Source organism: Thalassobaculum salexigens DSM 19539, assembly GCF_000423805.1.
Lineage (GTDB): Bacteria > Pseudomonadota > Alphaproteobacteria > Thalassobaculales > Thalassobaculaceae > Thalassobaculum > Thalassobaculum litoreum.
On the sequence record NZ_KE384093.1, the window covers coordinates 983,313 to 996,643 of the forward strand.

General features: G+C 67.5%; 16 protein-coding genes. 7 read left to right on the top strand and 9 right to left on the bottom strand.

Annotated features, from left to right (window positions below):
* The first annotated feature begins 348 nt into the window (after positions 1–348).
* From G578_RS0108935 to G578_RS25520, 4 genes are read left to right on the top strand one after another with little or no spacing between them, the layout of a single operon-like run.
* Positions 349–1,518: an aspartate aminotransferase family protein gene (locus tag G578_RS0108935; protein WP_028793938.1), complete on the top strand. Its 1,170-nt coding sequence runs from the start codon at positions 349–351 to the stop codon at positions 1,516–1,518.
* A gap of 16 nt (positions 1,519–1,534) precedes the next feature.
* Positions 1,535–2,449 carry an ornithine carbamoyltransferase gene (gene argF / locus G578_RS0108940; RefSeq protein ID WP_028793939.1) on the top strand — a complete coding sequence of 305 codons (915 nt, stop codon included), beginning with the start codon at positions 1,535–1,537 and terminating at the stop codon, positions 2,447–2,449.
* Complete coding sequence (hslO, locus tag G578_RS0108945; RefSeq protein WP_051244401.1) at positions 2,446–3,402, top strand: Hsp33 family molecular chaperone HslO; 957 nt, start codon at positions 2,446–2,448, stop codon at positions 3,400–3,402. The genes argF and hslO overlap by 4 nt, the downstream gene beginning before the upstream one ends.
* Positions 3,403–3,434: 32 nt before the next feature.
* Entirely contained in the window at positions 3,435–4,034 is a 600-nt protein-coding gene (locus G578_RS25520; RefSeq protein WP_051244402.1) for a hypothetical protein, read from the top strand.
* 88 nt (positions 4,035–4,122) lie between these two features.
* Here the strand turns inward: G578_RS25520 and G578_RS0108955 are convergent, their stop codons facing one another.
* Positions 4,123–4,596, bottom strand: coding sequence for an Hsp20 family protein (locus tag G578_RS0108955; protein WP_028793941.1), 474 nt, complete (start codon positions 4,594–4,596; stop codon positions 4,123–4,125).
* Positions 4,597–4,778: 182 nt separating this feature from the next.
* Between G578_RS0108955 and G578_RS0108960 the strand changes: the two genes are divergently transcribed.
* Positions 4,779–5,216 carry a DUF1465 family protein gene (locus G578_RS0108960; RefSeq protein ID WP_051244412.1) on the top strand — a complete coding sequence of 146 codons (438 nt, stop codon included), beginning with the start codon at positions 4,779–4,781 and terminating at the stop codon, positions 5,214–5,216.
* Between the two features lie 65 nt (positions 5,217–5,281).
* Here the strand turns inward: G578_RS0108960 and rpmE are convergent, their stop codons facing one another.
* The 4 genes from rpmE to G578_RS29435 form a co-directional block, all read right to left on the bottom strand.
* Positions 5,282–5,500: a 50S ribosomal protein L31 gene (gene rpmE, locus G578_RS0108965; RefSeq protein WP_028793943.1), complete on the bottom strand. Its 219-nt coding sequence runs from the start codon at positions 5,498–5,500 to the stop codon at positions 5,282–5,284.
* 112 nt (positions 5,501–5,612) lie between these two features.
* Positions 5,613–7,298: a peptidoglycan -binding protein gene (locus G578_RS0108970; protein ID WP_028793944.1), complete on the bottom strand. Its 1,686-nt coding sequence runs from the start codon at positions 7,296–7,298 to the stop codon at positions 5,613–5,615.
* A gap of 3 nt (positions 7,299–7,301) precedes the next feature.
* Positions 7,302–8,438 (bottom strand): hypothetical protein, encoded by a 1,137-nt coding sequence (locus G578_RS0108975; protein ID WP_028793945.1) that lies wholly within the window; start codon positions 8,436–8,438, stop codon positions 7,302–7,304.
* Positions 8,439–8,502: 64 nt separating this feature from the next.
* Positions 8,503–8,865, bottom strand: a complete 363-nt coding sequence (locus tag G578_RS29435; protein WP_038013937.1) for an OmpA family protein — start codon at positions 8,863–8,865, stop codon at positions 8,503–8,505.
* Here G578_RS29435 and G578_RS29440 point away from each other — a divergent pair.
* The gene (locus tag G578_RS29440; RefSeq protein ID WP_169400840.1) at positions 8,858–9,274 is read left to right on the top strand and encodes a hypothetical protein; all 417 of its coding nucleotides are present in this window, start codon (positions 8,858–8,860) and stop codon (positions 9,272–9,274) included. The genes G578_RS29435 and G578_RS29440 overlap by 8 nt on opposite strands.
* A 402-nt stretch (positions 9,275–9,676) precedes the next feature.
* Here G578_RS29440 and G578_RS0108990 read toward each other — a convergent pair whose 3' ends face one another.
* Both G578_RS0108990 and efp read right to left on the bottom strand, forming a co-directional pair.
* Positions 9,677–10,483, bottom strand: coding sequence for an inositol monophosphatase family protein (locus G578_RS0108990; RefSeq protein WP_028793947.1), 807 nt, complete (start codon positions 10,481–10,483; stop codon positions 9,677–9,679).
* A gap of 54 nt (positions 10,484–10,537) precedes the next feature.
* Entirely contained in the window at positions 10,538–11,104 is a 567-nt protein-coding gene (gene efp, locus G578_RS0108995) for an elongation factor P (RefSeq protein WP_028793948.1), read from the bottom strand.
* 265 nt (positions 11,105–11,369) lie between these two features.
* Between efp and G578_RS0109000 the strand changes: the two genes are divergently transcribed.
* Entirely contained in the window at positions 11,370–11,738 is a 369-nt protein-coding gene (locus G578_RS0109000) for a hypothetical protein (protein ID WP_028793949.1), read from the top strand.
* Between the two features lie 4 nt (positions 11,739–11,742).
* Here the strand turns inward: G578_RS0109000 and thiE are convergent, their stop codons facing one another.
* Entirely contained in the window at positions 11,743–12,366 is a 624-nt protein-coding gene (gene thiE, locus G578_RS0109005) for a thiamine phosphate synthase (protein ID WP_038013938.1), read from the bottom strand.
* An 11-nt stretch (positions 12,367–12,377) separates the two neighbouring features.
* On the bottom strand, positions 12,378–13,304 hold the full coding sequence (locus G578_RS0109010; protein ID WP_028793951.1) for a class I fructose-bisphosphate aldolase: 927 nt from the start codon (positions 13,302–13,304) through the stop codon (positions 12,378–12,380).
* Between the last annotated feature and the right edge of the window lie 27 nt (positions 13,305–13,331).

Below are 13,331 nucleotides of genomic sequence, written 5' to 3' on the forward strand. Positions count from 1 at the left end.
CCCTTCGATACGCCCCTGGGGGCGCGTAGGGCGAGGGGGCTCTCCCATTCGAAAATCCCGTCATCCCGGACGCCTCCGGACCCGATCCGGGGGCGGGCCGGGACCCGGTGGTGGCGCTCGGGTTCGCCGGGATGACCGCATGTCTTTAACAGGGGCTCGAACTCGCTCGAGAGGAACTCGAGGATCGGGTGCCGTGAATACACCTGTAAATATTAATCGAACGATCACGCGGTTCACGTTGACAAGCGCCGGACGCATACTGAGTATCGCCGTTTTCGCCGGTCCGGGGGCGATTCGCGCAGACCCGGCGGCAACAAGTGAGGAGTAAGTGTCGTGGTGACTAGCGTGATGCCGACCTATGGCCGGATCGACATCGCCTTCGAGCGGGGCGAGGGACCCTACTTGTATAGCACCGACGGCCGACGATTCCTCGACTTCGCGACCGGCATCGCCACCAACTCCCTGGGCCATGCCCATCCGAAGCTGGCCAAGGCGATCGCCGATCAGGCCGCCAAGCTGATGCACGTGTCCAACCTGTACCGGATTCCGGAGCAGGAGGCGCTGGCCGACAAGCTGGTGGCGACGTCCTTCGCCGACACCGTGTTCTTCTGCAACTCCGGTGCCGAGGCCCTGGAAGGCTCGATCAAGGTGGCGCGCCGCTACCAGTTCCATGTGGGCCAGCCGCATCGGACCAAGGTGATCTGCTGCAACCACGCCTTCCACGGCCGGACCCTGGGCACCCTGTCGGCGACCGACAAGGAAGCCTATCGCGAGGGCTTCGGCCCGCGGGTGCAGGGCTTCACCCATGTCGCCTTCGGCAATCTGAACGAGATGCGCGACGCCGCCGCTGCCGACGATGCGGCCGCCATCCTGGTGGAGCCGGTGCAGGGCGAGGGCGGTATCTTCGTCGCCCCGCCGGAATACCTGCAGGCGCTGCGCGAGATCGCCGACGAGTTCGGCCTGATGCTGGTGTTCGACGAGGTCCAGTGCGGCATGGGCCGGACCGGCAAGCTGTGGGCCCATGAGTGGTCGGGCATCGTTCCCGACATCATGGCGACGGCCAAGGGTCTCGGCGGCGGCTTCCCGGTCGGCGCGGTGATGGCCAGCGAGAAGGCGGCCTCCGGCATGAAGCCGGGGCTGCACGGTTCGACCTATGGCGGCAACCCGCTGGCCATGGTCGCGGCCAAGACGGTGGTCGACATCGTCTCCGAGCCGTCCTTCCTGGAGCACGTGGTCAAGACGTCGGAGTCGCTGCGCGATCAGCTGAAGAAGCTGGTGGCGAAGCATCCCGGCGTGATCGAGGAGGTGCGCGGCTCCGGCTTCCTGATGGGCCTGAAATGCGTCGTCCCTGCCGGCGATCTGCAGACCGCGCTGCGCGAGAAGGGCCTGCTGACCGTGGGTGCCGGCGAGAACGTGCTGCGGGTCCTGCCGCCGCTGACCATCGAGGAGAGCCATGTGTCTGAGGCGGTCGGACTGATCGACGCGGCCTGCGCCGGGCTGGCCCGTCATGCCGCTTGACCGGGCAGGCGAACCGATGACCGGGGGGGTGAAGCACTTCCTCGATCTCGATCAGGTCGATGCCTCGACCCTGCGTGGGATGATCGAGCAGGCGAAGGACTTCAAGCGCGGCGACGGGTTGGCCGAGCGTCCGCTGGACGGCAAGGTGCTGGCCCTGATCTTCGAGAAGCCCTCGACCCGCACGCGCGTCTCCTTCGAGGCCGGCATGAAGCGCCTCGGCGGTGAGGTGGTGGTGCTGAACGGGGCGGATCTCCAGCTTGGCCGCGGGGAGTCCGTGGCCGATACCGCCCGTGTGCTGTCGCGCTATGTCGACTGCATCATGATCCGGACCTTCGCGGAGACCACGCTGATCGAGCTGGCGGAGAACGCCACGGTGCCGGTGATCAACGGGCTGACCGACCGCACCCACCCTTGCCAGCTCATGGCCGACGTGATGGCGTTCGAGGAGCATCGCGGGCCGATCAAGGATCGGGTGATCGCCTGGTCCGGTGACGGCAACAACATGGCGGCCTCCTGGATCCAGGCGGCGGTGCAGTTCGACTTCGTGCTGCGCATCGCCTGTCCGCCGGAACTCATGCCGCCGCAGGACGTGGTCGACTGGGCCCGGGCCCAGGGCGGCCGGGTGGAGATCACCCACGACCCGCAGGCGGCGGTGTCCGGTGCCGACGCTGTGGTGACCGACACCTGGGTCTCCATGGGCGACGCGGATTCCAACCGTCACAACCTCCTGGCACCCTATCGGGTGGACAGCGCGCTGATGGCGAAGGCCAGGCCGGAGGCGGTGTTCATGCACTGCCTGCCGGCCCATCGCGGCGAGGAGGTCACGGCGGAGGTGATCGACGGCCCTCAGTCCATCGTGTTCGACGAGGCCGAGAACCGCATGCACAGTCAGATGGCCATCCTGCACTGGTGCCTATCGGAGACGAGATGAGAGAACGCGAAGCGCTGTTCGAGAACACCGGTCGCGACGACATCATCCTGCCTTTCCAGATCGACCCCTACGGACTGCGCGGCCGCGTGGTCCGACTCGGGTCGGTCATTGACGGGATTCTGGGCCGCCACGCCTATCCGGAAGCGGTGTCGGTGATGCTTGGGGAGACGGCGGCGCTGGCCGCCTGTCTCGCCGGGTCGCTGAAGTACGAGGGCGTGTTCACCCTGCAGACCAAGGGCGACGGCCCCATCGGCGTGCTGATGGCCGACGTGACCACGGCCGGCGCGGTGCGCGCCTATGCGACCTTCGACGCCGATCGGGTGGCGCAGCTCGACCCCGCCGACGTGGCGGCGCGGTCCGTGCCGCGCCTGCTCGGCGGCGGCTACATCGCCTTCACCGTCGACCAGGGCGCCAACACCGACCGCTATCAGGGCATCGTGGAGCTGTCCGGCCGGACGCTGTCGGAATGCACCCATGCCTATTTCCAGCAGTCGGAGCAGCTCGATGCCGGCGTCCTGATCGCCGCGGGCCGCCGCGACGACGGCTGGCGCGCGGGCGGCATCATGGTTCAGCGCCTGCCCTATTCCCGCGACCTGCCCGGGCGGCCCAGCGAGGACGAGTACGACGACCTGTGGCGCACGGCGGTCACCCTGATGAGCAGCGCCCGCGCCCAGGAACTTCTCGCCGCCGACCTCGCGCCGGACCAGTTGCTCTACCGGCTGTTCCACCAGGAGGGCGTGCGGGCCTACGAGGCCCAGCCGATGACTGATTCCTGCCGCTGCTCGCGGGAGCGGGTGGAGCGCGTCCTGCTGTCCTTGAATCGGGACGAGATCGAGGACATGAAGGTCGACGGCGCGCTGATCGTTAACTGTGAATTCTGCAAGCGCGAATGGCGCTATGATGACGAGGCGCTCGAGGCGTTGCGCAAATCGGCCGCGTCTCCGGGTTTCTGATATTCCACCGATCGAGAAGAGGACACGCCCCCATGCGCCTCGACCGCCGTACTCTGATGATTTCCGCCCTGGCCGCCGCCGGCGTCGGCTCGCTGCCGGCCTGCACCACGCCGAACCCGACCCCGGTCTATCCGGACCTGACCTTCGTGAACCGGCAGCCGATCCGGCTGAATGTGGGCACCCTGCAGATCGTCGACGAGGTGGTGCCGCCGATGACGGCGCCGAATGTCGAACATCTGGCCCCCGTCGCCCCGGCCGCCGCGATGGAGCGGTGGGCGCGTGACGTGCTCCAGGCCGGCGGCAGCGCCGGCCGGGCGGTCATGGCGATCCGCCAGGGCAGCATCGTGGAGGAGCGGCTGAAGACCACCACCGGTCTGAAGGGCGCTTTCACCACCGATCAGTCCGAGCGCTATACCGTGGCGATGGCGGGCAAGCTCGACCTGTTCGACGGGGCGGGCATCCGCCTGGGTCAGGCGCTGGCCGAAGCGGAACGCTCCAAGACCATCGCCGAGAACGCGTCGCTGAACGACCGCGAGCGGCTCTGGTACGATCTTGTCGAGGCGACCGCACGCGATTTCGCCACCGCCATGGAACGCGCGATCAAGCGCGAGCTCGCCGCCTACGTCTATTAAGGCCGTATTTGATCCAGCGGCAGTTCCGGGCATGAAAAAGGCCGGCTCCCTCGGGAGCCGGCCTCGTTCGTCAGAGGCGGGGCGCCGGTCAGGCGGCCTGCGTGCCCTCCAGGCGCTTGGTCGACACGCCGCTGGCGATCTCGACCTTGCGCGGCTTCTTCTCCTCCGGAACCTCGTGGACGAGGTCGACGTGCAGGAGGCCGTTCTCGACACTGGCGCCGACCACCTTGATGGTCTCGGCGAGCTGGAAGCGGCGCTCGAACGCGCGGGTGGCGATACCGCGATGCAGGAAGCTGCGGTTGGCCTCCTCCTCGGTCTTCTCCACCTTGCCGGAGATCACCAGCGTGGTGTCTTCCACGGTGATGTCGAGGTCGCCCTCACCGAAGCCGGCGACCGCCATGGTGATGCGGTAGTCGTCCTCACCGAGCTTTTCGATGTTGTAGGGCGGGTAGGCCGGAACGTTGGCGGCATCGCCGGCACGCATCATGTCATCCATGAGCCGCGCCATGCGGTCGAAGCCGACCGTGGACCGGAAAACGGGGGTAAAATCAATCGTACGCATGCCACATCCTCCTCAGAAGCGAAGTGGTTTCAGACCCATGCCCGCCATACTGGCCGGGCGGTTCACTGCCGGGACCCGATCATCGGCGCCCCGGCGACTATCCAGATAGGCACAGCATAATTTCAGTTCAAGAGGGGTATCTCGGGTTGGACATCCACTCGGCCTGCCCCATACTTGTTTTGATGACGCAACAAATTAACCAAAGGACCGCGGTTGCTGCGGTCGTGGTCCTCGACGGCCCGTATCGGGAGGTCATGGACCTTTTGGAGCAGGCCCGAAGCCACGCCGAGCGCAGCCGCAGAACCGGTTATCCCCGTCGGATGCCGCCCTCGCGCGGCCGCACGCGGGCGAGTTGCGAGGCGCTGCGGGTCACCACCCGGTTGTCGCAATGTCTGGCCTGGCTGATGGTGCAGAAGGCGATCCATGCCGGCGAGCTGCCGCCGGAGGCCGCCCGCGACCCGGGCAACCGGCTCGACGGGCATGACGTCTGCTCCGTGACGGATGCCGAGCAGGACCCCGAGATCTCGGACGAGCTGCGCAGCCTGCTGACCCGCAGCCGCCGCCTGTTCGAGCGGGTGTCGCGCCTGGACGACCGCATCGGCGGCGGCCGCCGATCATGATCAAGTCCTGAAAACGAAAACGGCGGCCCGAAGGCCGCCGTCCGTAAACCGTCGTTCCGTATGGATCAGATGCCGAGGCCGGCGAAGCGCTTGTTGAAGCGCGCGACCTGACCGCCGCTGTCGACGATGCGGTGCTGGCCGGTCCAGGCCGGATGCGACTTGGAGTCGATTTCCAGCTTCAGCACGTCGCCCGGCTTCCCGTAGGTGGAGCGGGTCATGTACTCGGTGCCGTCGGTCATGACGACCTTGATCTCGTGGTAGTCCGGATGGATATCGGCTTTCATCGGGTCTCTCCCGTCACGTCGTCGAGGCGCCCCAACGGTCGCCGGTGCATTTCAGAACGCGGGTAATTACCCGAGAGGGTGGGTTTGCGCAAGGGGCAGTCGGCAATTTCTTCTAACGTTGGGTCAGTTTCAGCTCGATGCGCCGGTTGCGGTTGATGTTCTCGGTGTCGATCGGCTGGAACTCGCCGTATCCGGTGGCCGACAGACGGCTCGCCGGAATGCCCTGTTCGATCAGGAACTCGACCACCGAGATCGCCCGGGCGGCGGACAGCTCCCAGTTGTTGGCGAACTGCTCGTTGTAGATCGGCACGGTGTCCGTATGACCCTCGATCTGCAGGATCCAGTTGATGTCGTCGGGAATCCGCCCGGCGATCTCCTGCAGGGTGCTGGCGAGCTGGGCGAGGGACTCGCGGCCGTTCTCGCCGATCTCGGCCGAGCCGGACTCGAACAGCACCTCCGACTGGAAGACGAAGCGGTCGCCGACGATGCGGATGTCCTGACGGCCGGACAGCACCTCGCGCAGGCGGCCGAAGAACTCGCTGCGGAACCGCGCCAGCTCCTGCACCTTCGTGGCCAGCGCGGCGTTCAGGCGCTTGCCGAGGTCGACGATGCGCGACCGCTTCTCCTCGTTCTCCTGTTCGGAGATCTCCAGCGCCTTCTCGATCCGGGCGAGCTGCTGGCGCAGGGCGGCGATCTGGGCGTTCAGGAGTTCGACCTGCTGCTGGGCCTCGCTCGAGACCTCCTCCTCGGCACTCAGCGCGCTGCGGGTCTGGACCAGGGTCTCCTGGGTCGCGCTCAGCTCGCTGAACAGCTCCTCCAGACGGATATCGCGCTGCTCGATCTCGCGCTGGGCGAGCAGGGTGCGCTCGGTCTGGTCGGCGAGCTTCGCCTCCAGGGCCTTGGTCCTGTCGCGCTCGGCGCCGAGGTTCTGGTCGAGCTCGGCGATCCTGTTGGCGGCGGCGGCAAGCTCCTCGCGCAGGGCCTGGCGGGTGGCCTCCAGTGCCGCGCGCTCGGCGCGCAGCTCCTCCGCGGTCTTCTGCTCCACCTCCAGATCCGATTGCAGGGCCTCGACCGACTGCTCGGCGGTGTCGAGATCGGCTTGCAGCCGCTCGCGCAGGGCGGCGAGGCTGGAGACCTGATTCTCCAGGTCGTCGCGGGTCTTGCGCAGGGCGGCCAGATCCCGGCGCAGGCGCTCCAGGTCCTTGAGCTGCAGCTCTATGGTCTCGCGGTTGGCCTGAACCACCTCCAGCGCCCGGTCGAGATCGGTGGCGATGGCGTCGCGCTCGGAGGTGGCGATACGCTCCTTCTGCTCGGTCTCGGCCAGCTTGCCCAGCAGGGCGTCGCGCTCCTTCAGCACCTCCAGCAGCCGCGCGTCGACGCCGGTGCGTCCCGCCTCCAGGCTGTCGATGCGGCCCTGCAGGACGGCCCGCTCGCGGGTAAGCTCCGCCAGCCGGCTCTCCAGGGTCGACTGGGCCGCGGTCAGGCGATCGACCTGGGCGCTGAGCCGGTCGCGGGTGGACAGTGAGGTCTGCAATTCGGCGGAGAGTTGGGCGACGGTCACGCGCAGTTCCGCGTTGGCCTCGCGCTCCAGCGACAGCAGGTCGGACAGCTCGGAGATCTGCTGGTTCAGCCGCGCCAGGGTCTCGTCCTTACCGGACAGGATCTGAGTGAGGTAGAACTGGGCGACGATGAAGATCATCAGGACGAAGATGATCACCATCAGCAGCGACGCGAGCGCGTCGACGAAGCCGGGCCACGTGTTGGTATCCCGATTGCGTCGGCGGGACAGCGCGGACATGGATCAGTCCCGCCGTTCTTCCTCGGCCAGTGCCGCGATGGTACGCGCCACGAGCCGGATCTCTCCCCGCAGTTCCTCGGTCATCTGCGCCCGGCCGTTGCCGCTGTCCTCCAGCATCCGCGCCATATAGGCCTCGATGTTGCGCAGGTGGCTGCGCACGATCTCGTCGCGTCCGCCGCCGCTGGCATCGGCCAGCCGTGACAGCACCGGCCGCAGGTCGTCCTGGGCGGAGACCATCCGGTGCAGCATGTCCCGGTCGGTGTCCAGCTTGTCGGTCAACTCGCGGAGCTGTTCGACCAGGGCGACCATGATGGCGTTGTTGCTGCGCCGGTCGTCCTCGCCGCGCGACATGATGCGCTGCAGCTTGTCGAGGGACTCCGCCGTCTGCTCCATCAGCGCCTGCTGGTAGGCGGTGGCGGAATGCTCGCCGTCGCCGATGATCGAGGAGCCGCCCAGGCGGGTGAAGCTCGACAGCCACTCCTCCAGCTCGTTGTAGAACCGGTTCTGCGCCTTGCCGAGCTGCAGGTCGAGGAAGCCCAGTACCAGCGAGCCGGCGAGGCCGAACAGGGAGGAGGCGAAGGCGGTGCCCATGCCGGACAGCGGCGACTGCAGGCCGGCCTTCATGTCCGAGAACACCGTGCCGAGATCGCCGCTTTCGATCGACAGGCCGTTGATCACCTCGCTCACCGCGCCCACCGTGCGCAGCAGGCCCCAGAACGTGCCGAGCAGGCCGAGAAAGATCAGCAGGCCGATCAGATAGCGCGAGATGTCCCGCGACTCCTCCAGACGCACGCTGATGCTGTCCAGCAGGGAGCGCAGCGACATGGCCGAGAGTGTGCTCTGCCGGCCGCTCGACTGGCGCTCGTTCAGCAGGGTCGCCACCGGCGCCAGCAGCACCGGATCGCGCTGCATCGACATGTTGTTGCGGAAGCTGTCGATCCAGGAGGCTTCCGGGGCCAGCAGGAAGACCTGCTGAAAGACGAAGAGGATGCCGATCAGCGCCACACCCAGGATCACGCCGTTCAGGGCCGGGTTGGCCATGAAGGCGTCGATCAGCGCTCCGAACAGCACGCCCGCCACGACCAGAACCGCGACGAGGAAGATGATCATGCGGACCAGATAGCGACGCGGATCGGTCACGAGGCGGTACGTCCTTTTCTTCGTCGGCCCCCGGGGACGGAGCCGGTGGCGGTCAGGCCATCGATCAGCGGTTTATGACGACGAGATCGACCCGGTCGGCCGGACCGTCATCGGCCCGATTGCCGAGGGCGCGGACATCCATGCGCGTGCTGGCGATGTCGTTGTCGATGAGATACGCGCGGACGGCCAGAGCCCTGGACAGGGACAGACGGCGGGCCTTGTTGGCGCCGTCCTGATCGCCGTTGGCATAAGCCATGAGCTGCAGGCGCAGCCCGCTGTCCTCTTTCAGCTTGGCGATGACCGGATCGAGCTTGGCCGCGGCGTCGCCGGGAAGCTGGGACTGGCCGCCGGGGAAGGCGATGCGGGTGGTGTCGCCGCTGGCGCTCTGCGACGACGGCTGCGGCGCCGGGCTCGAGGTCGTGGCCACCGGGGCCGAGGCGGGCGTTGCCTCCTGCCGCTTCGGCACGGCCGGTGGCGGAGGCGGTGGGGCCGCGGAGGCGCTACGGGTCGGCTTCGGCTCGCTCGGCGGCGGGGGTGGCGGCGTGGCGCCGGCGCTGCTGCTAGCCGAGGGCGCCGCCGGCGGCGGCGGCGGTGTCGGCGCGGCCGATGCGCTCTGCTGCGGTTGCGGCTTCGGCGTGACCGGTTTCGGCACGGCGGTGTTCGACGCGGCGGTCGAGGAACTGGACGGGCGCGGCGTGGGCTGGCGCAGCTCCGGCGCCTGGGTGGGCGCCGGGGTAGAGGCGGAGGCCCGCGGCACGGCGGCGACCGAGCGCGACGGTGCGCTGCCGCTGCGGCCCTGGATCAGCGCCTGGACCGCCGGGGGCGGGGCCGCGTAGCGCGGCGCATCCGGCCGCACCAGGAATGTGGGGACGTTGTTCGGCGCCCCGGTCGTCACGCCCGGCGTCGGATAGGCGCCCGGAGACGGCATCGGCGGCGCGTAGCCCGGCATGGTTCCGGCGGACCCGCCATAGCCGTCGAGTACGCTCAGATCGACCGTAACGTTCGGATTGGTCTCTATGTATGGGCTCGTGACCGTCTGCGCCCGCAGCGGAGCGGACCCGCCCGTGGCGGCGATGGCGGCGGCGATAAGCGTCAGTGCGACGTGCGCGCGATGTCCCCGCATCGTTCCTCCCGAACCAGCGATTGCCCGCCGGTTATACCAGAGGTGGGGAGTCCGACAACAGCGCCGCCGAGTCGCAGCGGCGGCTAAATCACTATAAATGGCAGGGGGACGCGCTTTATGCGGACTTCGCGCCGCGCAGAAGCTTCAACAGAGGCGCGTGCAGCGCGTCGTTGGCGGCAACAACATCGCCCGATTCGAGGACTTCGGTGCGGCCGGCGAAGTCGCTGACGTATCCGCCAGCCTCCTTCACCAGGAGGATGCCGGCGGCGATGTCCCACGGATTCAGCTTGTGTTCCCAGTACCCGTCGAAGCGGCCCGAGGCGACCCAGGCCAGGTCCAGGGCGGCGGCCCCGAACCGGCGCACGCCGGCGGTCGCTCCCATCACCGCAAGCTGCTGGGCGATGAAGGTATTGTGGTCGCCGCCGAGCCCGGTGACCGGAATGCCGGTGGCCATCACGGATTCCTGCATGTTGCGGCGTCCGGAGACCCGCAGGCGGCGGTCGTTGAGATAGGCGCCGGCGCCCTTCTCGGCCCAGTAGAACTCGTCGGTCAGCGGTTGGTAGACGGCGCCGGCGATGATCTCGCCCTTTTCCTCCAGGGCGACCGAGATGGCGAAATGCGGAATGCCGTGCAGGAAGTTCAGGGTTCCGTCCAGCGGGTCGATGATCCAGCGCTGCTTGTTGGGATCGGTGCCCTCGACGGTGCCGGACTCCTCCATCAGGAAGCCGTATTTCGGCCGGGCGTGCTTCAGCTCCTCGTACAGCAGCTTCTCGGCCTGCTTGTCGGCGGTCGACACGAAGTCGGCCGGTCCCTTCTTGGAGACCTGCAGGTTCTCGACCTCGCCGAAGTCGCGGCGCAGGCTGCGGGCTGCCTTCTGGCAGGCCTTGAAGACGACGTTGTACAGGGCCGAGCGGACGGCCATGGGCAGATCCTCGATGGTTGGATGCGGGACCCGGTCCGGCCGGGCCGCCGATACTCAGTCTTTCGCGCGCTCGACGTAGGTGGAGTCTTCCGGCTTCACCACGATCCGGGTGCCGGACTCGATGTGCGGCGGCACCATGACCCGCACGCCGTTCTCCAGAACGGCCGGCTTGTAGGAGGAGGAGGCGGTCTGCCCCTTCACCACGGCGTCGGCCTCGACGATCTGCATCACGACGGTGTCGGGCAGGGTCACCGAGAGCGGCTCTTCCTCGTAGGACTCGATGGTCACGGCCATGCCGTCCTGCAGGAAGGCCTTCTGCTCGCCGACCATCTCGGTCTTGACCATGATCTGCTCGTAGGTCTCGCCGTCCATGAAATGCAGGTTGTCGTCATCGGCATACAGGAAGGTCGCCTGACGCTGTTCGAGGCGCACGCGCTCGACCTGCTCGTCGGCGCGGAAGCGCTCGTTCAGCTTGGTGCCGCTGCGAATGTCCTTCATCTCGACCTGGTTGAAGGCGCCGCCCTTGCCGGGCTTCACCGCCTGCGTCTTGGTGACGACCCAGAGCCGGTTCTGGTGCTCGACCACATTGCCGATACGCACCGCGTTGCCGTTGATCTTCATTGAAGTCCCGTCCGCGAAAAGAAGTGCCGGAAATCGCGGCGGCTTGTATCAGGCGGGGCGCGCGGTGTCCACGCTTTGCCCCCCGCCGCGGGCGTCTCCCGGAACCAGGAAGGGATCGCCGGTCGACCTTCGGGTTGACCGGGCATGGATCACAAATACGTGTCGGGCCGACAAAGTGTGGAGTCTCAGATGTTTGCTGCGAATACTCGGTTGTAGGTGTACACTTGATATCAACTCGACCCGGTGATTTGGGAGGCTCCCACCCATGGCCCGTGCGCCCGGTAAGACCGATAGGCTCGACAACAGTACCCGCCGCAGCCTGACCGTGCTGGCCGACGCCACCGCGGAGGTGGTCGGCCGCAACGACGTCTACGAGGCGATCGCCAAGGTCGCCGAGGAAGGCGGGGGCGGCGACTATGAGACGGCCCGCGACAAGTTCGACCACATGAATGTGGACGACCGGGCGCGCATCCGCTCCCAGGCGATCGAGACGCTCGAAGGCAGCGAGAAGCACCAGGACAAGGATGCGCCGGCCAAGGCCGAGGAGCCGGAACAGCTCGACTGGGCCAAGCAGATGATGGGCAACTTCCCTAAATTGTCCGAGGGCCTGGACGGAGATAAGGGCGAGAAGTAGGGCCTCAGCCCTTCAGCACCGCCTCGAACGCTCTCACCCCGGCGGCCGGACCGTCCGGGTATCCCCAGACCGCATTGATCACCGCCAGGAAATCCGCTCCGGCCTCGACCAGCGGGGCGCAGTTCTGCTGGGTGATGCCGCCGATGGCGACGCAGGGCACGGTCATCATCTCCGCCCACCACTCCAGAACCTCAACCGAGGCCATGGTGGTCTCGTCCTTGGAGGAGGAGGGGAAGAAGGCGCCGAAGGCGACGTAGTCGGCCCCGGCCTCGCCGGCTTCCATGGCCAGGTGCCGGCTGTTCTTGCAGGTCACGCCGATCTGCGCGCCCGGGCCCATCAGCTTGCGCGCCTGGGCATAGGGCGTGTCCGACTGGCCCACATGGCAGCCGTCGCAGCCCGACGTGATCGCCAGATCCGGGCGGTCGTTCATCAGCAGCGGCACGCCGCGCTGGTGGCAGACCGGCAGGATCGCGTCGGCGGCGCGCAGGATGGCGTCGTCCTCCACGTCCTTCAGACGGAGCTGCAGGCAGGCGACCGGGCCGGCGTCGAGTGCGGCCGCCAGGTCCTCGCAAAACGCCGCCACGTCGGGAAGACGCGGCGGCGTGATCAGGTACAGTTCGGATGCCATTGAGGCTTGGCTCACTTGCCTTTGTAGATGTCGATGATCTGGTCGAGCATCGCCAGGGCCTCGTCGCGCGGGCGCTGGAAGGTGTTGCGGCCGATGATCGAGCCGTTGGCGCCGCCCTCGTACAGGCCGCGGACCTCTTCCATCAGGCCGTCCAGGCCCTTGGCGTCGCCGCCGGAGAACACCACGATGCGGCGGCCGTTGAAGCTCGCCTGCATGACGTGCTTGATCCGCTCGGCCAGGGTCGAGGTCGGGATGCCGTTGCTCTCATAGGCCTTGCGGGCGGCCTCCAGGCCAATGCCATCCTTCGGCGGCTTGACCTTGATGATGTGCGCGCCCATCAGTGCCGCCATGTGGGCGGCATAGGCGCAGACATCGACCGAGGTCTCGGCTTCCTTCGAGAGGTCGCCGCCGCGCGGGTAGGACCACATGACGACGGCGAGGCCGAAAGCCTTCGCCTCTTCGGCCATCTCGCGGATCTGGCCCATCATCTCGAACTGGGAGTCCGAGCCCGGGTAGATCGTGAAGCCGATGGCCGAGCAGCCCAGACGCAGGGCGTCGCCGACCGAGCCGGTGATGGCCTGGGACGGGCCTTCCTTGTCGCGGGCGAGGCTGTTGGAGGAGTTGACCTTCAGGATGGTCGGGATCGCCCCGGCGAAGCTGTCGGCTCCGGCCTCCAGCATGCCCAGCGGCGCGGCGTAGGCGTTCAGGCCCGCGTCGATCGCCAGCTTGTAGTGGTAGTGCGGGTCGTAGCCTTCCGGGTTCGGCGCGAAGCTGCGCGCCGGGCCGTGCTCGAAGCCCTGGTCGACCGGCAGGATCACGACCTTGCCGGTGCCGCCGAGCTTACCCTGCATCAGGATGCGGGCGAGGTTGGCCTTGGTCCCGGGATTGTCGCTCTCGTAGCAATCCAGGATCTTCTTGACCTTCTGGGTGATCTTCATGGGTGCTCTCCTCGGATCGCTCGTGTC